18 protein-coding genes are annotated in these 21,032 nt (G+C 46.0%); 12 read left to right on the top strand and 6 right to left on the bottom strand.

What is annotated here, in order from left to right; genetic code table 11:
• Positions 1 to 268: 268 nt before the first annotated feature.
• Positions 269 to 1,735 (bottom strand): bifunctional D-glycero-beta-D-manno-heptose-7-phosphate kinase/D-glycero-beta-D-manno-heptose 1-phosphate adenylyltransferase HldE, encoded by a 1,467-nt coding sequence (gene hldE / locus V4C51_RS02980; protein WP_330924638.1) that lies wholly within the window; start codon positions 1,733 to 1,735, stop codon positions 269 to 271.
• Positions 1,732 to 3,519 carry a lipid A export permease/ATP-binding protein MsbA gene (gene msbA, locus V4C51_RS02975; RefSeq protein ID WP_330924637.1) on the bottom strand — a complete coding sequence of 596 codons (1,788 nt, stop codon included), beginning with the start codon at positions 3,517 to 3,519 and terminating at the stop codon, positions 1,732 to 1,734. Before msbA ends, hldE begins: the two co-directional genes overlap by 4 nt.
• Before the next feature lie 279 nt (positions 3,520 to 3,798).
• Between msbA and typA the strand changes: the two genes are divergently transcribed.
• On the top strand, positions 3,799 to 5,616 hold the full coding sequence (gene typA, locus V4C51_RS02970) for a translational GTPase TypA (RefSeq protein WP_330924636.1): 1,818 nt from the start codon (positions 3,799 to 3,801) through the stop codon (positions 5,614 to 5,616).
• 135 nt (positions 5,617 to 5,751) lie between these two features.
• Positions 5,752 to 6,708: a prolyl aminopeptidase gene (gene pip / locus V4C51_RS02965; RefSeq protein WP_330924635.1), complete on the top strand. Its 957-nt coding sequence runs from the start codon at positions 5,752 to 5,754 to the stop codon at positions 6,706 to 6,708.
• A gap of 56 nt (positions 6,709 to 6,764) precedes the next feature.
• On the opposite strand, the gene V4C51_RS02960 is transcribed toward pip, so the two are convergent.
• On the bottom strand, positions 6,765 to 7,541 hold the full coding sequence (locus tag V4C51_RS02960) for a hypothetical protein (RefSeq protein ID WP_330924634.1): 777 nt from the start codon (positions 7,539 to 7,541) through the stop codon (positions 6,765 to 6,767).
• A 628-nt stretch (positions 7,542 to 8,169) separates the two neighbouring features.
• On the opposite strand from V4C51_RS02960, the gene V4C51_RS02955 reads away from it, so the two are divergent.
• The 8 genes from V4C51_RS02955 to V4C51_RS02920 all read left to right on the top strand — a co-directional run bounded on the left by V4C51_RS02955 (position 8,170) and on the right by V4C51_RS02920 (position 14,518).
• Positions 8,170 to 9,090 (top strand): hypothetical protein, encoded by a 921-nt coding sequence (locus V4C51_RS02955; RefSeq protein WP_330924633.1) that lies wholly within the window; start codon positions 8,170 to 8,172, stop codon positions 9,088 to 9,090.
• Positions 9,090 to 9,824, top strand: coding sequence for a TyeA family type III secretion system gatekeeper subunit (locus V4C51_RS02950; protein WP_330924632.1), 735 nt, complete (start codon positions 9,090 to 9,092; stop codon positions 9,822 to 9,824). The genes V4C51_RS02955 and V4C51_RS02950 overlap by 1 nt, the downstream gene beginning before the upstream one ends.
• A 212-nt stretch (positions 9,825 to 10,036) precedes the next feature.
• Positions 10,037 to 10,414, top strand: a complete 378-nt coding sequence (locus V4C51_RS02945; RefSeq protein ID WP_330924631.1) for a type III secretion system chaperone family protein — start codon at positions 10,037 to 10,039, stop codon at positions 10,412 to 10,414.
• A 62-nt stretch (positions 10,415 to 10,476) separates the two neighbouring features.
• Positions 10,477 to 11,061, top strand: coding sequence for a type III secretion system inner rod subunit SctI (gene sctI / locus V4C51_RS02940; protein ID WP_330924630.1), 585 nt, complete (start codon positions 10,477 to 10,479; stop codon positions 11,059 to 11,061).
• A gap of 27 nt (positions 11,062 to 11,088) precedes the next feature.
• Positions 11,089 to 11,913 (top strand): type III secretion system inner membrane ring lipoprotein SctJ, encoded by an 825-nt coding sequence (gene sctJ, locus V4C51_RS02935; protein WP_330924629.1) that lies wholly within the window; start codon positions 11,089 to 11,091, stop codon positions 11,911 to 11,913.
• 2 nt (positions 11,914 to 11,915) lie between these two features.
• Positions 11,916 to 12,602: a SctK family type III secretion system sorting platform protein gene (locus tag V4C51_RS02930; RefSeq protein ID WP_330924628.1), complete on the top strand. Its 687-nt coding sequence runs from the start codon at positions 11,916 to 11,918 to the stop codon at positions 12,600 to 12,602.
• Entirely contained in the window at positions 12,581 to 13,210 is a 630-nt protein-coding gene (locus V4C51_RS02925) for an HrpE/YscL family type III secretion apparatus protein (RefSeq protein ID WP_330924627.1), read from the top strand. The genes V4C51_RS02930 and V4C51_RS02925 overlap by 22 nt, the downstream gene beginning before the upstream one ends.
• A gap of 93 nt (positions 13,211 to 13,303) precedes the next feature.
• Positions 13,304 to 14,518 carry an aromatic amino acid transport family protein gene (locus V4C51_RS02920; protein ID WP_330924626.1) on the top strand — a complete coding sequence of 405 codons (1,215 nt, stop codon included), beginning with the start codon at positions 13,304 to 13,306 and terminating at the stop codon, positions 14,516 to 14,518.
• On the opposite strand, the gene V4C51_RS02915 is transcribed toward V4C51_RS02920, so the two are convergent.
• Positions 14,515 to 15,126, bottom strand: coding sequence for a hypothetical protein (locus V4C51_RS02915; protein ID WP_330924625.1), 612 nt, complete (start codon positions 15,124 to 15,126; stop codon positions 14,515 to 14,517). The genes V4C51_RS02920 and V4C51_RS02915 overlap by 4 nt on opposite strands.
• A 227-nt stretch (positions 15,127 to 15,353) precedes the next feature.
• On the opposite strand from V4C51_RS02915, the gene V4C51_RS02910 reads away from it, so the two are divergent.
• Together V4C51_RS02910 and V4C51_RS02905 are read left to right on the top strand one after the other, a co-directional pair.
• The gene (locus V4C51_RS02910) at positions 15,354 to 16,049 is read left to right on the top strand and encodes an SDR family oxidoreductase (RefSeq protein ID WP_330924624.1); all 696 of its coding nucleotides are present in this window, start codon (positions 15,354 to 15,356) and stop codon (positions 16,047 to 16,049) included.
• 353 nt (positions 16,050 to 16,402) lie between these two features.
• Entirely contained in the window at positions 16,403 to 18,727 is a 2,325-nt protein-coding gene (locus V4C51_RS02905) for an autotransporter family protein (protein WP_330924623.1), read from the top strand.
• A gap of 71 nt (positions 18,728 to 18,798) precedes the next feature.
• On the opposite strand, the gene V4C51_RS02900 is transcribed toward V4C51_RS02905, so the two are convergent.
• Positions 18,799 to 19,116 carry an Hpt domain-containing protein gene (locus V4C51_RS02900; RefSeq protein WP_330924622.1) on the bottom strand — a complete coding sequence of 106 codons (318 nt, stop codon included), beginning with the start codon at positions 19,114 to 19,116 and terminating at the stop codon, positions 18,799 to 18,801.
• A gap of 28 nt (positions 19,117 to 19,144) precedes the next feature.
• Entirely contained in the window at positions 19,145 to 20,896 is a 1,752-nt protein-coding gene (locus tag V4C51_RS02895) for a DUF1631 family protein (protein ID WP_330924621.1), read from the bottom strand.
• Positions 20,897 to 21,032: the final 136 nt, after the last annotated feature.

Below are 21,032 nucleotides of genomic sequence, written 5' to 3'. Positions count from 1 at the left end.
CATCAATCAGGGTATTGATGTCAAATGCACTAGGAGCCTGTCGGACTATGCTTTCGAGCATAAAATTCAGTAGGGCGAGTCAGAATTTTCGATCAATTTGTGCGAATAGTTGACCTGTTTAAGCAAATTCATCGGAAATTCTGGCCGCACTTTCTCGCACTTTCTCGCACTTTCTCGCACTTCCTGAATTTCAGGCCGAAATTGTCTTAAGTCCGACAGGCTCCTATACTGTTGCGATCCGATAGCGGGTGAGTGTTGAGATCAATGATCAACCGGCAAGTTCAGGCTGAATATTCTCAGCGCCCGATTGTCTTTCTTCCCGAATTTTTTCAACAATCGCTGTCGTCGAGCAGTTATCCAGAAAGGCCAGCACTTTTACATCACCACCGTAAGCCTTAACAATAGGAGCGCCGACCACCTCATCAAGGGTGTAGTCTCCTCCTTTAACCAGCACTTCAGGCTTGATCTGGTGAATTAACGCCTCTGGCGTATCTTCATCAAAGCTCACCACCCAGTCGACGGCTTCCAGGCCGGCCAGCACAGCCTGGCGTCTGTCCACTGGATTGATCGGGCGTCCGTTACCCTTAAGGCGTTTCACGGAGGCATCACTGTTTATAGCCAGCACCAGGCGATCACCCTGCTTACGTGCCTGCTCTAAATATCCCACGTGTCCGGCGTGGATAATATCAAAGCAACCGTTGGTGAACACGATTTTCTCACCGTGACTACGGGCATCATCAATAGCAACCAGTAATTGCTCAGGAGTGACGACACCGCACTCAACGCCTCGTTCCCGGTTCACCTCGCGGCGCAACTCCGGCATGCTGACGGTGGATGTGCCCAGCTTACCTACCACAATGCCAGCAGCAATATTGGCCAGTGCCGATGCCTGTGGTAAAGACCCCCCCGCGGCCAGTGCAGCCGAAAGTATTGAAATAACGGTATCACCGGCACCGGTTACATCAAATACTTCTCGCGCCCGAGCGGGGAAATGTTGCTCACCGGATGCTTGAACCAGTGTCATACCGTGTTCGCTTCGGGTAATCAACAAAGCTTCAAGCCCAAGTTCGCGCAACAGTTGCTGGCCTTTTTCCACCAGCACATGCTCACTTTCGCAGTGGCCGACCACGGCTTCAAACTCCGTTAAATTGGGTGTAATAACGGTCGCGCCCCGGTAGCGTTTAAAATCTGCTCCTTTGGGATCTGCCAGTACCGGGATACCTCTCTCACGGGCTAAAGCTATGAGCCGGGGAAAATCTTTTAAGGTGCCTTTGTTGTAATCTGACAACACCATTGCGCCAATGCCTTTCATCAACTCTACTGCTTTCGTTTCAATCATGTCACCACTGAGTCCTTCAAAGGATTCTTCATGATCAAGGCGGATAAGTTGTTGGTGCTGACTGATTACCCGCAACTTGGTGATGGTTGGTACGCCGGGAATCTGGGTGAAATCACAGTAGACACCGGCAGCCCGCAAACGTGACTGAAGACTGTCAGCCTCTTCATCAGCCCCCGTTGCCCCAACCAGCCAGGCGGCTGATCCCAGAGCAGCAATATTCAGCGCTACGTTGCCGGCACCGCCAGGGCGATCTTCCACTTGCCCGATACGCACGACAGGTACAGGGGCTTCCGGTGAAATACGCGATGTTGCCCCATGCCAGTATCGGTCAAGCATGACGTCACCTACGACCAGAACTTTCGCTTTGTCAAAACGGGGCAGTGTGAATGTTGTCATGCGTCCATTTCCTCCAAATTAACAACCTCTTCAGCTTTCGTATTTTCTTCCTTGAATTGCAGTTTATAGAGCTTCGCGTAATGGCCGCCTTTTTTCAGCAGTTCCTTATGGTGACCACTTTCCACAATATGGCCATGATCCATCACAATGATCTTGTCGGCATTTTCGATGGTAGATAGCCGGTGCGCAATGACCAACGTCGTTCGGTTTTTCATGACCTCATCCAATGCTGCCTGAATATGGCGTTCAGATTCAGTGTCCAGTGCCGAGGTGGCTTCATCGAGGATCAGCACAGGGGCATCTTTCAAAATCGCCCGGGCAATAGCCAGGCGTTGACGCTGACCACCGGAGAGCAAAACACCATCTTCTCCCACCAGGGTATGCATACCATCAGGCAGGTCTTTAATAAACTCAGAAGCATGGGCAATTTCAGCTGCGAGGCGGATATCGTCCTCTTGTTTGTCGCTGAGGACTCCGTAAGCAATATTACGGGCAATCGTGTCATTAAAGAGGGTTACGCTCTGATTCACCAGGGCAATATGTTGACGCAGGTTTTTCAAGCGGTATTCCTTAAGGGACTTTCCATCCAACCGAATGTCTCCCTCCGTAATGTTGTAAAAGCGCGGCAGCAAGCTTGCCAGAGTTGTTTTACCAGAACCCGACTTACCCACCAGGGCAACGGTTTGTCCAGGCTCAATGGTAAAGCTGATACTCTTCAGAACCGAACTTTCGGCACCAGGGTATGAAAATCCCACCTGGCAAAACTCAACCTTGCCCTTAACCTTGTCAACGGTTAACGTGCCATCATCGGATTCCTTTAGCTCATCCACCATCTCGAAAATAGTTTCCGCTGCCGCGATCCCTTTTTGAATATTGGAATTTACTTCACTAAGCTGACGAACGGGCTTAGGTATCAAAAAGGCTGCTGTGATAAAACCAATCAATGAAGCCGTGGTTGCGTCTCCGCGCATCCATAACACGACATATAATAGTAACGCCAAAGCACAGGACACCAGAAATTGCAGTGTCGGCGTATGAACAGCAGAAGCACGGGTCATTTTCAGGTTTTGTCGGGTGTTTTGTGCGCTGGCATCAAGAAAACGCTGTTTTTCATAGCGTTCGCCACCAAAGCTGCGAACAACCCGGTATCCCTTGATCGTCTCTGAGGTCACATGGGTCAAATCCCCCATGGAGTGCTGAACTTTTCTGCTCAGACTACGGAACTTTTTACTGGCCATATTGACAACAATGGCTATGAGAGGGGTGATACCAATAAAAAGCAGGGTGAGCTGCCAGTTGGTATAAAACATGAAACCCATCGTGAAAATAACCGTCAGACCTTCCCGAATGACTACCTTGATGGCATCTGTCGCCGCGCTTGTCACCAGACCTACATTATAAATGATTCGGGCAATCAGGTGTCCCGAGTTATGGTTGTCATAATAACTGTTCGGTAGCTCCACCATATGGTTGAACATCAGGCAACGCAGATCATGCACTACGGACATAGAGACCTTGGCCAGGTAGTAGTTTCCAAGAAAAGAGCCTATACCACGAACGAGGGCAATGCCCAGCATGGCAAGCGGTACCCAGTAAATTGCCAAATCAGAGGTACCATCGAGTACTTCAACAAAATACTCCAACAGTTTGGCAACTGCTGGCTGAGAGGCCGCAAACAAAACATACCCTAGAATACTGACAGCAAACAGCCACCAGTAGGGTTTTACATAGCCCAGCAGGCGCAAATAAATACGTAGACCGCTGCTCTTGGTAGATTCAGACATAATTTGGTAGATAGTATAATCTGAAGAGCCTGTGTAGCACATGTTGTCTGCGAATAACACCAGCAGACACGACGAACGAAAGCTCTGTTAAATGGGCGAAAGGTGCATTCTAGCATATTGGTTTTTTTCTGTATGGGGTAAGATTGTCGGCTCTTTGGGGGCTACACCCTGTTGTAGATAAAACCCGCAACCCTTTGGCAAAATAATCCGCAAAAGCGACTGTCCTGTCCGTACTCCCACTGACAGCACCAGGCCAGATGCCGAATCGAGAGAACGCAAGTGATTGAAAGACTAAGAAACGTAGCGATAATCGCCCACGTTGACCACGGAAAAACAACCCTGGTGGACAAACTGCTGCAGCAATCTGGTACTTTGGGGCGTAAAGATCAGGGAGCTGAACGGGTCATGGACTCCAATGACCAGGAAAAGGAGCGGGGTATTACCATCCTGGCTAAAAACACGGCCATTAACTGGCGTGACTTTCACATTAATATTGTGGACACCCCGGGGCACGCCGACTTTGGTGGTGAGGTTGAGCGGGTGCTCTCCATGGTTGATTCTGTCTTGCTGCTGGTTGACGCGGTTGATGGTCCTATGCCACAAACCCGTTTTGTGACCCAAAAAGCGTTTGAACAAGGCCTTAAGCCTATCGTAGTCATCAACAAGATTGATCGTCCGGGGGCACGGCCCGATTGGGTAGTGGACGAGGTTTTTGACCTGTTTGATCGCCTTGGTGCCACGGATGAGCAGCTGGACTTTCCGGTCATTTATGCCTCTGCCTTAAACGGTATTGCTGGTCTTGATCCACAAGCCATGGCCAATGATATGACGCCCTTGTTTGAGATGATCACCCAGCATGTCCCTGCGCCCGACGTGGATGTGGATGGCCCTTTCCAGATGCGGATCAGTGCCCTGGATTACAACAGTTATGTGGGTGTTATTGGTGTTGGTCGCGTGACCCGTGGGACGCTCAAGCCCGGCACCCCTGTTCGTCTGGTTGATAGTGAAGGGCGCCAGCGCAACGACAAAGTCCAGAAAGTGATGGGCCATTTGGGCCTTGAGCGTGTTGAGGTGGAAGAAGCCAGGGCCGGTGATATTATCTGTATCACAGGCATCGACAATCTCAACATCTCTGAAACGCTGTGCGACCCATCCTGCGTTGAGGCACTGCCTGCTCTGAGTGTCGATGAACCGACAGTAAGCATGACCTTTCAGGTAAATGATTCACCGTTTGCCGGTCTTGATGGAAAATTCGTCACCTCCCGTAATATTCGTGACCGTCTTGATAAAGAACTGCTGCACAACGTGGCACTGCGTGTTGAGCAGGGTGATGATGCTGATAAATTCAAAGTCTCTGGTCGTGGTGAGTTACATTTGTCGGTATTGATTGAAACTATGCGCCGGGAAGGCTTTGAATTGGCAGTCTCGCGCCCTGAAGTGGTGATTAAGGACGTCAACGGCGAGCGTCAGGAACCTTATGAGCATGTGGTCATCGATATTGAAGTTGATCACCAGGGCGCGGTGATGGAGGAACTCGGCAAGCGCAAGGGTGATTTGAACAATATGGTACCCGATGGCAAGGGCCGTATCCGCCTGGATTATATCATGCCTGCCCGCGGCTTGATTGGCTTTCGTTCCCAGTTTATGACCATGACCTCTGGTAGCGGTATATTGACAAACGTGTTTGATCACTACGGTGTTCTCAAAGGGGGAGAAGTATCTCACCGTCAGAACGGGGTATTGGTATCGATGGTAACCGGCAAGGTTCTTGGTTATGCCCTGTGGAACTTGCAAGAGCGCGGACGGATGTTCCTTGACCCGAACGTGGAAGTTTATGAAGGTCAGATTATCGGTTTGCACTCTCGTGATAATGACCTGACAGTGAACCCTACCAAAGGCAAGCAGCTGACCAATGTGCGTGCCTCCGGGTCTGATGAAAACATAATGCTGACCCCACCTGTGCGCCACACACTGGAGCAGGCGCTGGAATTTATTGATGACGACGAACTGGTGGAGGTGACGCCTAACCATGTGCGCCTGCGTAAAAAACTGCTCAAAGAGAGCGATCGCAAGCGTGCCAGTCGCAATAAATCATAATCTCTCCTGATACATGCGGCTGTATGTGTTGGGGGGAGCGCCATTGTCACTACCGACTTAACCTATGCAGGTTGTCATTCAGTATCAAAGCAGGCGAAAATACGTTTGCTTTGGTGCTTATATTTAGGACGGCTCATGCACACTCTTTACCCTGCTATAAAACCCTATGCTTCCCACCGGTTATCTGTGGATGATACCCATACTGTTTATGTTGAAGAGTGCGGCACGCCGGATGGTCTTCCGGTGTTGTTTGTCCATGGTGGTCCTGGCAGCGGGTGTAGTGAAAAAGATCGTTGCTTCTTTGACCCGGAACGTTATCGCATCATTCTGTTTGACCAACGCGGCTGTGGTCGTTCAGCCCCCCATGCTGAGGTTCAGAATAATAATACTGAGCTACTCGTTCAGGATATGGAAGCTATCAGGAATTTTCTGAAGATTGAGCAATGGATTCTATTTGGAGGTTCCTGGGGGGCGACCCTTTCGCTGGTATATGCCCAGGAGCATCCAAAGCATGTCAAAGCCATGGTCTTACGCGGCATATTCCTTGCCCGTGAGGAAGACTTTGAGTGGATGTATCAAAAGGGTGCTAACAAGATCTTCCCTGATCACTGGCAACAGTTTATTGAACCGATTCCCGAAAAAGAGCGCGACGATATGGTCAAGGCGTATCATAAACGGCTCTTTGGTGATGATGAAATTGCCCGGATGAATGCAGCCAAGCATTGGTCTGCCTGGGAAGGGAGCGCATTAACATTAAGACCTAATGCCCAGTTACTGGAACAGTTTATCGACCCCCACCACGCACTGGCGATTGCTCGGATAGAATGCCACTTTTTTCAGCATAAGGCCTGGCTCAAAGATAAAGCCATTTTATCCCGCATGAATATGATCAGTAATATCCCGGCAGTGATTGTCCACGGTCGTTACGATATGATTTGTACCCTTGATAATGCCACCGCACTGGCAAAACATTGGACGGCAGCTGAGTTGCACATTATTCGCGATGCCGGGCATACCTCTATGGAACCTGGCATCACAGATGCCCTGGTGCGTGCAACCGATCAATTTGCTGATCAGTTGAGAGAGCGCTGAGTCATTCCATATGACTTAGCCTTATCGTACTGGCTGAGAAAAGAAGGGTGTAGCGATTATTTAAAGCTCTTTACAAACCGTGTGTAGGGGTCATAGGTTGAGCGATAAACAAGGGCGACGGTGAGGAAGAAAAGAACCCCCGCGCCTGCGCCTAACACTGTCATGCCGGTGCCAAAGCAGCTTTTTTGGTCCGGGCCATCACCGCAAGTGGCCAGATTATAGATACCGTTGACCGCAATGGGCAATAGTGTTGTCATCAATGTGGTTAACGCCGTGTAGGGTTGATAGGTATTAAAAAATTTTAACAGTTGTGCAAAACGCCCGGGTTTTGGCCTGCCTTCGGCGATATAGGCCATTTCCTGTATTTTGGGTTCAACCTGATCCAATAGTGACAACAAATCGTTGACCGCGCCTTCATCCATATTTTTTATGGCTTCATAAGAAAACTGTCGGAGATCCGATAATACCCCCTGGAATCTGCTCAAGGTGTCCTGAGTCTGCAGCAACTGGTTATGGTACAGGTTACTAATCAGGCCGTGCGCACGAAGAAACAACGCTTTTTTCTCGGGAGAATCATCAGCAGGTATAGGTATAGCCGTCGCTTGTGGGAGCAAAGGTGTTGTTTCACTGGTAGCAGAAGGCGCGGTATTTTGAGTTACTGGTTGTGTTACACCACAGTTAATATCCAGAAAAAGGTGGTTGAGTAGCTGATTGGTGCCACTGCCGATATAAACCTCGTGTTTTTTCCAGAAGTCAATTATGGCTTGCTGAGCGTTTTCACCAAGGACAGGCTGACCGCACTTACGGCACAGTTCATTAAAACCTGAGGGCACAATAAACTCCTGAGTGTTGTAAGGTGTTATCGTGAAGCAATAATGTGGACAGTTTCAGGGAGTTGCGCATTTTGTACGTCAGGGTGTGAAGCGCGAAGCTTCTGTTTTATGGAGACGCATGACTTGCGGTGAGTTGCCAAAAGACAAGGAAATACTCGTAATCACTCGGTAGCTGAGTATGTTGAGAATCTAAAATTGCCCAAGGTGTTACCATAGTGTAGTTATAATTAAATCAAAGAGATACATAAGAATTACTTATGGCCTAGTTGTTTAAGACTGCCGTGTGCCGGGACTCAGGCCGTCAGGCTTGAAAGGAGCAGGCGCTATCAATTTTTTGGCTGCAATGCACTTAACTCTGCTTTTTTAAGGGGCTTGGCTAAGGTTCATAAGAATGACTGTCATAATTGATATGATTGTAATCACCTCGTAAAGAGATCTTTTTATAGGGTCATTGATTGCAATAGAGAGAAAAAGTGTCGTTGTTTAATTTAATTTCAGCACCCTTGGAAGCTTGTTCTGGAGCTAAATTGTTCAGGTGTACTTAATCGCCGTACTCACTATTAATTGTCGTTGACAGAGCAGCTAGCAGTAAATGCCAGCTGCTTTTTTAATGGTAAGGGGAAGGCATATGGCTTCGGCAGTGGGGAATATCAACCAGAGTATTGCTACACAAGCACCTACGAATGTTGATAAAACACTACAGACGGGTAAAACAACAACCGGGTTGCAAGTCACCGCAGAAAATGATGCGAAGCCGTTGCTGTCAGCTCAGGGAGCGGACGCTGAAGAAATAGCGATGAAGTTGGGAAACAGGGCAAATCGCGATCTTAAGGTCAAGTCTAAAAAAATGGACGACACGGCTCAAAGTAAAAAAACGGGGCGAGCCACAGAAAATCAGGCAGATGAAGCCAATTTTGCTGAAGAAAAGTCAGCATTAATGCGGTTACTAAAAAAGTTCAGTGCCAAAGAAAATATTTCTGATGATGAGCAGAAAGAGCTACTCGATGAACTCAGTGATGAAGAAAAAAGGCAATTACTTGAAGGGTTCAGTGGTGATCTTAATCATGCAGGAAAGCAATTATTGGATAAAACGGTTGGGCTGTTAAAAAAAGAAGGCCGTGATGGTATTCATTCGAGCAAAATCAGGCAGTTGGAAAGGCAGTTAGAAACATCACAAGGCAGTGTTGATCAAAAATTCTGGAAAGACCTCCATGATTTGACTGAATTGACTCAGGCACCATCAGGTGAAGTGGCTAAAAATGCTGAGGCATCAAGGGACTTTCTCGATAGTCCCATAAAATTACTGAAAAGTATGGATAAACGATTTCCTGAATCAGAATTAAAACTGGTCGTTGTCGTAGAAGTAAAAAAGCTGGGCTATGTGCTGGGGCAGTCGGCCAATAATAACCGTTCAGGTTTATTAGCTATTTGTAAGGAGTTGAATGCAGCAAAAACATTAATGGCTTTGATTGAAGAAACAGAAATTGTTGAACATCAAATTGAACGGTGGAAAGTAGGTTCAGATCAGCCATCGATGGAGACAAGCTAATGGCCAGCTCAGTCACGGCAATGGATATCCTCGTTGCGATTGAAAAAGGCGTAAACGAAGGGAGTTTTGATAAAGCACTCTATCTCTCAGATATAGAGTCGCTCAAAGGCCAGCCTGATGAGCTGAGAATGCTGAAAACCACTCTGGTACAGCTAAAAGAGCACTTGCCACAGTACGCTGATGATGTGGACTACTTACAGGGCAAGATAGAAGAAGTCGAAGCCAGGAAGAACGCTTTAGAGAAAGCCGTGCGTTTCAATGAGAATTTCAATGAGCTGTTGAACATGATTCAGGAGAGAGACCCGACACCGGTAAACCCTGAAGAGCAGGAAAGAAGAAAGAGGGAGCATAAGCGCAGGCAGGAGGAGACGGATTTATTAGCAAAGGCTAATGAAAAGAAAAGCATGGCTGTTCAGTCGCAGGTAAAAAGAGGATTGCTTCTGCGGCAGTTATTAAAACTGGTAGAGCAGCAGTGGGTCACAGAAGCAGATTTTGATCAGTTACCGGGTCAGTTGGGACTTGAAACACTTCCTGAAAAAATATTCTTAATGACTAAAGTAGGCCAACTGATTCGTCTGATGCCTGAGGATATGTTTGCCAATGAGGACACCAAGCAAAATATGCTGGTGGCCGCACAGGACAGTCTGGATACGTGGATTGAAGAAGAAGCTGATGAAGACATGGAAGGATTGACCGATGTTGAGCAGGACTTTGGCATTGACCTAGGAGCCTGACCGAGAATAGCGCCCGTAGCGAGGATTACGAGAAATTGAGGATAAAAATTTCTGTTTCTGAGGAGAGTAGCGGGGCTATTTGATGAAGAAGCAGGAATTTTTAGACCAATTTGTCGCAACCGCAGTAGCGCAGTCTATTCTCGGACAGGCTCCTGGAGGTCAAAGAAAGCCATGGCCTTATGTCTTCAAATCACTAAACGTGAGGAACATATATGGATTGGCGAGATCAGGTAATCGGGAATGTTGGTCGAAGCATGGGAATGGATGACCTGAATTTTAGTGGATCTGGCGTGATTAAGCTGACATTTGAGCGAGGCGGAGACCTTTTCATTGAGGCAAAAGATTCGGGAGTACTCTTTTACCAAACGCGGATGATTTCACGCCATGATTGCCTGGAAACGTTGTTAGTGGCCCTTAAAAGTTGCCACTATTCACAATCTATGAAGCACCCTTTACAGGTGGGGCTTCAGGGGGAGGAGGGTTTAGTGCTTTGTTCATTTCTTGCCAATGAATCATTCAGTGAACCCAATATACAGGGTTTGATGCAAATGATGGGAGAACAATTCGACAAAATTACAGCGGCTTCATAGTACAGGGTGAGCAAGAACGTTGCTCTACTGTAATCTTTATAACGGCTTAAGAGGGAACCACTATGGCCGACAACACCATTAATGCAGAGGGTATGATTGATGCCAGTATGGGAGGGATGGATAACCCCATCGCTGGAGAGCGACCCGATAGCCAGTTGACAGAACGGTTTTCAGATCTGGTGGCAAAAGTAGAGGAAGTGGGGCAGCAGCCGTTATGGGATGCTCAGCCTCCAAAAAGATTTTCTGATCTGGCCCCTGATGATACCGGACAAAGTAATTATAATCCTGCCTATGATCGCTTCAGAACAGGTGGGCCACTGACACCAGAGATTGCAGAACAATACGGCGCTTATGGACAGGCTTGGTCTGACCAGGGGGGCGGGCTGGGTGAAATTACAGGGGCTGGCACTGGCTCAGGAACATTGGGCGATAGAATTTTACGGGGTATGCAAGGGGTTCGGGAGCATGTTGAGCAGAGGGCAAAAGAGGTTGAGGCAGCCCTTGAACCTGCCGGGCAAACCTTGAGTATGAGGGAAATGTTTCAAACGCAGTGGACACTGTCCAACCTTATGTTAACTGAAGATTATATCGGAAAGGTGGTCAGTAAAGGTACTCAGGCGTTTGATACTCTGTTGCGTAACCAGTAGTTTGAACTGATAAAGAGAGAGAACAGGATGCTTGCCATCAACAGAGGTTTTTTCATTATTCTGATAAGCCTGTTGCTGGCAGGGTGTAAAGTTGAGCTGTACTCTGGTTTGAGTGAAAAAGAAGGGAATGAAATGCTTGCTATTTTGCTCGATGGCGGCATAGAGACTGAGAAGCTTCAAGATAAAGATAAAAATCTGACGCTGAAAGTACCGGCAGATGACGTCTCAAAAGCGATCAAGTTATTAAAAAGTTTTGGTTATCCCCGAGAGCACTTTTCTTCCATTGGTGATATTTTCCCGAAGGATGGCTTGATTTCATCACCCACTGAAGAGCGTGCGCGCTATACCTACTCCATGTCCCAGGAGTTATCATCAACTCTGTCCATGATTGATGGGGTGATTAATGCGCGGGTGCATGTGGTTCTCCCTCAGGACACGGATTCTCTGACTGAAATTGCCTACCCTTCCTCCGCATCAGTGTTTATCAAATACACACCGGAGTTGGAACTCGCAGGCTTTATTCCTAAAGTGAAAACGCTGGTGGCGAACAGCATAGAAGGCTTATCCCTTGATAAAATTGCCGTGTCGCTTTTCCCGGCAACGAGGATTAACCAGGTGGGGCTTGCTCTTCAGCCAGGGGACGCAGGTGAAGAAACAAAAGGAGGGGGAGGTAAAAAAGTCTTACTCTTTGTTTTTGTCTTGTTGAGTCTTTTGGGATTGGCAGGCGGTGGTGCCGCGTATTGGTATATGAAAAATAAAAAATCCCTGAAGCCTGGTTTTTGGAAATTCTGGCAAAAAAAGAGCGATGATGGCCTCAAAGAAATAGAACTCAATATGAGTGAGCAAGAGTAACCATGGCACAGTCTGACCCTCGCGCTATGAACATCGAAAGGCTGGAGAAAATTGTTGAGTTCAATTTATACCCTGTCAGGTATATACATAGCTCCTGGCTTGAGGCGCTAGAATTTGCACAGATAGTGGATGCCCTCAAAGGCCATGAGCAAAGCCATTTTTATCTGTCCGGCTACCTATTGAACAGCTTGAATATTGACGACAGCTTTGACAGTACTTTTGATACAGCCGATAAAATAATTGCCCTCGGTAGCAGTGAAGAACTTGGCAAGCTGGTGTTGTATATGGGCATTGTCCAGAATGAAGCGGTTATTCGGAATGTAATCAGGGGCGACCAGCGAGAAAAACTGGAGGCCTGTTTAGGGGATGAAGCGTATTTTTTCGCAGTTAAAAAAGCGCAGTTTTTGGCAAAAAAAAATGATACTGCCTCGCCCGAGTTTTTAATTGACTGGCAGCAGGTGGGGCGCTTTAAATCCTACTTGATAGTCAGCGGGCTGAAAGTATTAGCTACGGTTTACGAAGGACTGTCCCAAGGCTTTATTCAACGGCTGTCTTTAAAATTTCCCAGATCCTGGAGTAAGCATCTGGAGAGACTCGATAGCAATGGGTTGTCAAAACAGCAGGGAATCAATTTGCTTATAAAAAGTTACAAAGAGGTGAATAAACAATGGCAGCACCAGTTATCCTGACCGCTAGTCATATATACGTAGACTCCTCCAGCACTGTTCTGAAAGCAAAAGACCATGCTGCCTATCTTGATGCACAGGATGCGGTAAGCCAGGTTTCTGACCAGTTGAAAGCTGGCTATGAGGCAGAAAAAGAGCGAGGGTATCAGGACGGCATGGATAGATGCCGGATGGAACAGGCTGAACACATGCTGAAGGTAGTCAGCCGAACCATTAACTATCTTGCCAGCGTTGAAAAATCCATGGCTGATTTGCTGTTAAGCGGTGTTCGCAAAATTATTACCGACTTTGACCAGGAAGAACTGGCAGTGGGGTTGATAAAAAATGCGCTGCAACATGTAAGAAATGAAAAGCAAGTGACTATTCGGATTCCCACTAGCCAATACAGTATGGTGAAGGCGCGGGTAAGCGATATTCTTGAAGATTACAAAGGCGTAGGCTTTATTGACCTGGTTGCTGATCAAGGCCTTTCCACAGGTGACTGTATCATGGAAAGTGAAATAGGGATTGTCGAGGCCAGTGTGGATATTCAGCTTCAGGCCCTGCAAAAGCGGTTTGAGACAGTCAATGCCTCTATTGCTGATAGTTTGGAAAATAGCGGATTGAATTAAAAATCCTGCAAATAATCTGTTTTTTTCACAAAGTTCTTCTATGTTTGACGTTGTAATCATGATTTTTACTTCCGTTTTTTGCTCAGGAATAAAATGTTTCGGTTTCCCGATACGCGCCTGTTAGGCAGTGCTCTGATATTGGCAGGCACGTCAATAGGGGCTGGCATGTTAGTATTACCGCTGGTTTCCTCGGCGATTGGCTTTTTGCCGACAGTTGTTGTATTCAGTGTTGTTGCCTGCTTTATGTTTGTTTGTGCGCTGCTTATCTACGAGGCCAACCTGATAGTTGGCAAAGGCAGCAGTATGTATGTGATGGCAGGCGTCGTGTTTGGCCGATCAGGGCGGCAGATTGCAACTGTTGCAACGCTAGGGCTTTTTTACGCTCTGCTGGCAGCCTACTTATCAGGCGGTGGTGAGCTGGTTCACCATGGTTTCGAAGCGCTTTCAGGCGTTGATATATCCCTCCACTGGGGTGTGGTTATCTTCGCGCTGCTGACAAGTGTGGTCGTTTTTTATAGTACGAGAGCTGTTGATTATGTTAACAGATTGCTGTTTTTATTTATGCTGATTACTTTTTGGGGAGCCTTGACCCTATTGATGCCCTCTGTAAAAAATGATTTTCTGACAATAAAAACAACCGCCTATAGTAGCGTTCTGTTGGCTCTTCCCGTTATTTTTACGTCTTTTGGCTACCATGGCAGTGTGCCAAGTATTATTCTGTATCAAAAAGATAATACCAAAGGGCTACCTTTGGCTTTTTTCATGGGAACCGCTCTGGTGCTGGTTGTTTATATCATATGGCTAATAGCCTCCCTTGGGAATCTTCCGGTTCAGTCGCTAATGTCCCTTTCTCACACGGGCAGCTCAATCAGTCACTTAATTGCGAGTCTTTCAGAGGCTGTCAGTCAACGCGGTAACCTGGACAAGTTGTTAATACTCTTTTCTGACCTGGCACTGATGACATCGGTTCTGGGGGTTGCTTTGGGGGTCTTTGATTATCTGGCGAGTGTCTTTCATCGCAAAGATACTCGCTGGGGACGTGCCCAGACGATACTGTTTACATTTTTGCCCCCTGTGGGGTTTGCACTGCTTTACCCCCATGGTTTTGTCATTGCCCTTGGTTATGCCGCCATAGCACTGGCTGTTCTTGCGGTGTTACTTCCTGTGGCTTTAGTTTGGGTGTTAAGAGAAAGCAAGGAAAAAAGCAGCTATCGGGTATCTGGCGGCAAGCCTGTGCTCATAGCCTGCTTTGCCTTTGGTATGGTCGTTATCAGTGCGCAGTGCTTTGTTATTTTCAATAGTCCTTAAAAATTGGTTTTTTCAAGGATATCCTGTATTTCCAGTGCTCTTTCGTGTTGATAATAGGTCGTTGCCGTCTGCTTACCTTCACTCAGGCTCATTTCCTGACTAATCCGGTTGAGGATTTCATACTCAAGCTGATGAATACCATTATTCATCAGCCAGTTATATTCACGGGTATTCTGTGCGAGATTGAGATCTTCTGACAGCGCCTCAATATTGCTGGTGGCCACCAGGTGTATACCGTTTTCATCCGTGCCCGGTTGGTGAAAATAATGGGCCAGGAGATCGTGGTGGTGAATCTCGTTATCTGTATTGGGATCTTCAGTGAGGATGGCTGTGAGTGTATCGGCGAGTTCAGACAGCGCTTGTTTGATGGCATCGACCGCCTGAGAGTAGGCTTTATCCTTTTCAATGCCATCCATGGTAGCGCTAACCACGGTCATAGACTGCTGGATAATATGCAGGGTTTCTGGTTGGTAGTGTCGGATCTTTCTGGTGACGAGTAGTTTATCGGTTGTTTGTTGTTCACTGGCGGGTGTCAGTTTTACGCCATCAACGGCTTGCCGTTTTCGGGCATGAAGGCCTTTGCTGTTCTTGCGACGTTTGTTGCTCATGGTGGTCTCTTAGCCGCTGGCACTTGCCTTTTTATATCGGCTGGGCTGTTAATTTTCTGATACCAGCCAGATTTTCTAATTACGGTATAAATCTCAGCTTAGCCTTATAAAGCGAGATTTTTTTCAGAGTTAGAAGATACAATTAGTATGATTTGCTAATTGCTGTTATTGATAGTATTCGCTACATTAAATGCGTTTCAACAAGCTGTCAAAAAGAGGTCTACGTTATGAGTAAAGTGGTACTGATTACTGGCGCGAATAGAGGGATTGGCCTTGAGTTTGTTCACCATTATTTGAAAGCAGACTACAAGGTATTTGCTTGTTGTCGTTCACCTGAGGGGGCTTCAGAGCTATTATCAGCCAAGCAGGCGCATTCAGACCAGTTAGAAATCATGCCACTGGATGTCAAAAGTGAGCCTATGATGGAGGCGCTTTCCCATACCCTGAATGGGCAGCCCATTGATATTCTTATTCATAATGCGGGTGTGAGTGGTCCATCCGCGTCTTTTGGTCAGGTTACCGAAGAAGGTTGGCTGGATACTCTGAAAACCAATACTCTTTCGCCCCTCCTGTTGACGCAGTTATTGGTTGAGAGTGTGGTCAGTAGTACAGAGAAAAAAATTGTACTGATAACCAGTAAAATGGGCAGTATCGCCGATAATGGCCGTGGCGGGAGTTATATGTACCGCTCCTCCAAGGCTGCTCTGAACGCGGTGGGGAAAAGCTTGAGTCGTGACCTGTCTTCGAGGGGTGTCAAAATCGGTATATTGCACCCTGGGTGGGTTAAGACGGAAATGGGGGGGAGTAATGCTCTTATCTCAACAAAGGAGTCGGTCTCTGGCATGTGCCGCGTCATTGATGGGCTTGATCAAAGCAATAGTGGGCAGTTTTTTGCCTATGATGGCAGTGAGATTCCTTGGTAGAGGCGTGATAGCCTTCAAAAATGAGGGCTTTTTTATTATTTGGCCGTAACTATCAAATAAAAAAACAGCGTATTTAATACTTTTTTGTAATAGGTCTTATTTTTAACGTTTAAACACTGTCAGTGTTTTTTTATACTGAAATTTACGTGTGTTTTTTCTGGAAATCTGTGACTGTTTAAAGCATTTTTTGAATGTTCTGTTCTTTTGTTGAGTATCAGCGCGCTTTTTATTTACTATGGTGAGATGGAATGGGAAATACAGTGCTGATTTTAGTAATCTGAAAAGTACACTGATGAAGTGGGCTATTAATTTTAAATATGACGATGCCAACAGGGATGATGGGGAGACAGGGAATGCAAAAAGGGACTTTTAGAAAAACAGTATTATCTATTGCCATAGGAGGCGTGTTTGTTAGTAGTTCAAATTCAATATATGCTCGCTTAGTTGATGAAAGAGTATTGTCTGAATCAAAAGAAGAAAAAACACTGTTTCAAACTCAGAAGAAACTTAAACCCGGGTTTCAGTATTTATATAAACTCAGAGGGGGAGAACCGAGTACGTTGAGCATAAATGGTATAAATTTAATTCATGAAAATGGTTACACTGCGGCCACAGGGGCAGTGATTGTCTACGATGAAGACGGTACTGACTTTGCTATTAAGCATGAAGGAAAGGTATTTGGTATAACAAGCCCTGTTATCCAGGCAACAGGTGATCATCATGGCATTTGGGTTAACGCAGACAATGTAAATATAGGGAATACCATAATACGCGGTAATATTTTTGTTGAGGATGGAGATGCCTATCGTATTGATGGGTCTATCATCGGAGGCTCTTTGTATATTGGTTCAAAAGCCGAACTGAGGGGAGCGAGGGCAATTTATGCGGGTGCCGGAGGTTCTATTGCTGAAGATCAGCAAATAATAGTGAAGGGAACACTCAGAGGAACCGGTGGCAATGCTATTGACTTTTCTGCTTCTCCAGAAAAACTTACTATGACCATCGATGGCGGCTCTATTTTCGGAAAAATTTTGGGCAGTACCACAAGTACTGATGATCAAATTGGCATAAAAGGTGACGCCCATTTATATGGAACAATTGAGGATGTCGATAAGGTGTTTTTTCTTGAAAGCACTGACTATGCCAATGTTCATGAAGATATTACCATGAGTTCGGGCAGTGCTGATGTTACTGTTCAGTCCGGTGGTAAAGTCAGCTTCAAAAAAGAAGGCACCCATAATATTAATGGCAACCTGACTTTTGATGAAGGGGCCAACGCAAAATTCAAGGTAACAGGTTCTTCACCGGTAATGAGTGTAACAGGAAACTTAAGGAAAGAAGAGAATGTAACGTTCCTTTTGCGAAGAGGCTCCTACTCTCCGGGCCGTTTAGATGATGATTTTGTCCTTATTCAAGCTGCCAATGTTTCGTTTGTTGGATTAACAGCAGAGAGCTTTATCGGGAACCCGTTGGTAAACGTGAGTGATATCAAAGTTACCTCCACGGAGGTGACGCTTGATTTTGAGGATAGAACAGTGCCAGAGGTTATCGACAGTTTATCTGAAGCAGGAGACAGTGCCAGAGACGGAATGGAGGTTATGCTGGAGAATCTTGCAGACGGCGATGGACCAGGGGCTCTGGTCGTTGTGTCAGAAGTGGAGAGTGTTGAAGAACTTGCCGAACTGTCGTCGGAATTACGGGTGAATAATGCCGGGGCTACTCAGGCGATTAATAATAGTTTAGCCGGATTAGCTAAAGAAGTCGTCGTACACCGTATGGCCCGTATGAGAGAAGACCGGCTCAGAGGCATTGGTACCGGAGACGCGCTGGAACAGGATGGTTTCTGGATGCAGGCACTGGATCCTGATATCTCCCAGGATAACCGTACGAACGATACCGGGGGTAAAATATTTGGTTATGATGCTGACGTAAACGGGGTGTCTATTGGTTATGAGACGGAAAGAAATAACTGGATGATCGGTGGTGCGTTTACCCTTGCCAATACGTCTATCGATAAGCTGGATTCAGTTGACCATTCAACGGTAAAAAACCACCAGTTTACGTTGTACGGCTCTTGGGATAATGATCTTTGGTTTGTTGATGGTCTGATCAATATGGGGCTGAGTAACCATGACCGCAACCGCTACCTTGACGGTTTTTCCGACGATGCTATTATGGCCGATTTTCACAGTAAGCACTATGGCGTTCAGGTACTGGCAGGTCTGGATCATAGTATTAATAGCCTTGAAATACAGCCCTTGCTTGGATTTAACTATGGTTTGATTCAAACGGACAGTTATAAGGAGAAAGCCTACGGAGAGGCTTCTGATTTTGCCATGTCTGTTGATAAGCAAACCCATCAGCGAGTCGAGTTTGGTGCAGGTATTGCCCTGAGCGAAACATTCAAGGTGGCCAAGGGTGAGCTTGAGTCGGCGCTCAGACTGATGGCCTGGTACGATGTTAAAGGTGATCAGGTAGAAACGACGGCTCGCTACTTAATTGGTGGACAGGACTATGATGTAAAAGGCGCTGACCCGGTTAAGGAGAGCTATCAGGGTACGGCCAGCGTCACTTATCGCAGAAACGATAACTTCAGCTTTGTGTTTGGGTATTCGCGTAACCAAAAGCCGGGTTACCATAGCGACAGTTACTTTGGCAGAATCCAGTATGATTTCTAAAACTTGGCTTTTTTAACCACTATACCCTGGGTTTAACGCCCGGGGTTTTTTATATCCATTGTCTTACATGATTACTTTTGATGCACGTTCGGCAGTGTTGAGTGAATGGATTGAAAGCGGGTTTGGAGCTCGTCAAAAAGTGATTGATAGCCGCTGGTGGCTTGTTCCAGACAATCTGCCTGTTCTTGCAGGTGGGTTGCGCCTATGGCGGCGGCCGCGCCTTTTATTCGGTGAGCTAAACTGACCATAGTGGCTGGGTTGTTAGTGTTTATTGCCTGTTGTAAACGTCTTAAGTCTTCTGTAGTGGTAGAGATGAACTCAGATAAAATACGCTGTGCCAGTTGGGTATTGCCGCCGGTGATCTCCTCCAGGTGTTCGGGATTAAACATGGGGCTTATCCTCAATAGGTGGTGATTGTCAGTAACGTAAAAATTTATCAATAACATTGCGCAGTGCGCGATCAAACAGGGGGCTGTCTTCTAAAATGCGTAATGTGCCTTTTTCAAAATCTGACTGTAACTCTTCGCTGCTTTTTTCAGCCACCTTCATACCTGAGCTGTTAATGAACGTGTAGCGGTTATGCAGGGTATCAATATCAGAGAGTTTACAACGGAAAGAATTTTTTGATTCACCAATAAACTCAACCCACTGGTTCTCAGCTAGACCGGCAAAAGGTTGAAAGGCTTTTATGTTTATTGTTTCATCTGAGTCATGCAGTGAAAAAGGCTCAACCCCCCTGGCGCCGCTTTCAAGAATAATTTCTTCAAGGTTTTGGTTGAGATCATTATCCGTGGTCAGGGTTGATTCATCCTCATTCTTATCTTCATCCTCATCTACGGGTTGAATTTCCTTGAGTGCGCCTGCGTTGTTGCCAGCTTCTGCATTAGAGAGTGTCACTTCAGGCCGTTTTACTTCAGGCGGCTCATCAGGGGGCAGTGGGTCGTTACTGAAGGTGGTGAGAGTCTGGAGCTCATCACGAAAGCGATTCAGGGCAAGTGGAAAAATACTGTTATCATTGGTGTGAGAGACAATGGTTTTTACGGTGCGTTCGATCAGCCGTATAAGGGCTTCATCTTTCAATGTCTCATTGCTGTAGGCCATTCCAGCGGCCGTCATTTCGTTGAGTAAATCCCTGGCGGGGTGGTGTCTGTCAGTTAGAAAAGTCGCATCAAAAATAGCCAGTTTCAGTAACGGGATCTGCAGCAGAGCAATTAACTTGCGAATATCATTATGTAGCTGATGATCATCGAGAATGAACTCAAATAGCATGCCGGTAAGGTTTATCAAATCCTGGTGACGACAGGATAATTTTGGGTAAATACCCTGGTGCTCCAGTGAAAACTTAATTGATTCGGAAAGATCTTCAATAGCGTTAAACGTTGACAATAGCTCAACCTGGAGGATGGATAGTGTTGTTACTAAATCAGCAGGTGTCAGCAAAGAGGAGTGACGCTCTGTACACATATTTTGCTCAGCGAGGGTATAACTGGACTTATTTATCACTTTGTTGGTGATATTATCCAACAATTGATTTTCATTGGTTTCAGATTTAGTGAAGGAGGTTAAAACTGAAAATCCGGAATTTTCAAGGAATACATCGGTATTTTCATAGAGTGTGGTTATATGTGGTCGCATACAATGACAAAACGCCTGAAGGCATATAGCCTCCATCTCTTTGGGTAGGCATACATCAGAAATAGCTTTTTCAAAGCAGACGTATATATGAATGGGGCTAACGAGTTGGTAGAGGTCATGATGGTGCTGCAGGCGGTTGTTTATGGTTGAAAGTAATAATGATGATCTTGAATCAGTGAGTGATTTTGAGGATTCCTGTGCGATTATTTGCTTTTCGAGATCTTTATTTTTTAATAGATGCAAGGCGTCTTTTTTTTTCTCTTTAGTTGTGTCGCCTAATTTTTTTTTGAAGGACTCTATGATTGTTGTTTTTCTATTTTCTAATACCTGTCTTGTCTCAAGTAACGACAGTTTATGATTGTTATTTATCGCTTGAGTGGATAGATTCAGTAGTTTTTCTTGAATATCAATCAGCGATGCTGACATGTTATTCAAGATATGCCCTTCCAATAGATCCATCATAAATGATCGAACTTTATTGAGGTTTTCATGGGTTGCTGTGTGTAAAGGGGAGGTATTATCAGGCCGATCCATAGCTGCTTTACACCTTTTATCTCAAAAGAGTGTTATATGACACTTGTTAATTATAGTTTGATTTAACCTGAACTCAGCAGTTGAACGGAATTTTCACTATAAAGAATAAGACTTCCATAACGTTAAAACTAATCAA

The sequence above is a fragment of the Candidatus Sororendozoicomonas aggregata genome (assembly GCF_031528575.1).
Classification (GTDB): Bacteria; Pseudomonadota; Gammaproteobacteria; order Pseudomonadales; family Endozoicomonadaceae; genus Endonucleibacter; species Endonucleibacter aggregata.
Note: the sequence above shows the minus strand (reverse complement) of the source record. Positions and strands in the feature narration are given on the sequence as shown.

Excerpts from the sequence above, each read along its gene's own strand:
- hldE (WP_330924638.1), bottom strand. The coding sequence starts at position 1,735 with ATGACAACATTCACACTGCCCCGTTTTGACAAAGCGAAAGTTCTGGTC.
- msbA (WP_330924637.1), bottom strand. The coding sequence starts at position 3,519 with ATGTCTGAATCTACCAAGAGCAGCGGTCTACGTATTTATTTGCGCCTG.
- pip (WP_330924635.1), top strand. The coding sequence starts at position 5,752 with ATGCACACTCTTTACCCTGCTATAAAACCCTATGCTTCCCACCGGTTA.
- V4C51_RS02955 (WP_330924633.1), top strand. The coding sequence starts at position 8,170 with ATGGCTTCGGCAGTGGGGAATATCAACCAGAGTATTGCTACACAAGCA.
- V4C51_RS02950 (WP_330924632.1), top strand. The coding sequence starts at position 9,090 with ATGGCCAGCTCAGTCACGGCAATGGATATCCTCGTTGCGATTGAAAAA.
- V4C51_RS02945 (WP_330924631.1), top strand. The coding sequence starts at position 10,037 with ATGGATTGGCGAGATCAGGTAATCGGGAATGTTGGTCGAAGCATGGGA.
- sctI (WP_330924630.1), top strand. The coding sequence starts at position 10,477 with ATGGCCGACAACACCATTAATGCAGAGGGTATGATTGATGCCAGTATG.
- sctJ (WP_330924629.1), top strand. The coding sequence starts at position 11,089 with ATGCTTGCCATCAACAGAGGTTTTTTCATTATTCTGATAAGCCTGTTG.
- V4C51_RS02930 (WP_330924628.1), top strand. The coding sequence starts at position 11,916 with ATGGCACAGTCTGACCCTCGCGCTATGAACATCGAAAGGCTGGAGAAA.
- V4C51_RS02925 (WP_330924627.1), top strand. The coding sequence starts at position 12,581 with ATGGCAGCACCAGTTATCCTGACCGCTAGTCATATATACGTAGACTCC.
- V4C51_RS02920 (WP_330924626.1), top strand. The coding sequence starts at position 13,304 with ATGTTTCGGTTTCCCGATACGCGCCTGTTAGGCAGTGCTCTGATATTG.
- V4C51_RS02915 (WP_330924625.1), bottom strand. The coding sequence starts at position 15,126 with ATGAGCAACAAACGTCGCAAGAACAGCAAAGGCCTTCATGCCCGAAAA.
- V4C51_RS02910 (WP_330924624.1), top strand. The coding sequence starts at position 15,354 with ATGAGTAAAGTGGTACTGATTACTGGCGCGAATAGAGGGATTGGCCTT.
- V4C51_RS02905 (WP_330924623.1), top strand. The coding sequence starts at position 16,403 with ATGCAAAAAGGGACTTTTAGAAAAACAGTATTATCTATTGCCATAGGA.
- V4C51_RS02900 (WP_330924622.1), bottom strand. The coding sequence starts at position 19,116 with ATGTTTAATCCCGAACACCTGGAGGAGATCACCGGCGGCAATACCCAA.
- V4C51_RS02895 (WP_330924621.1), bottom strand. The coding sequence starts at position 20,896 with ATGGATCGGCCTGATAATACCTCCCCTTTACACACAGCAACCCATGAA.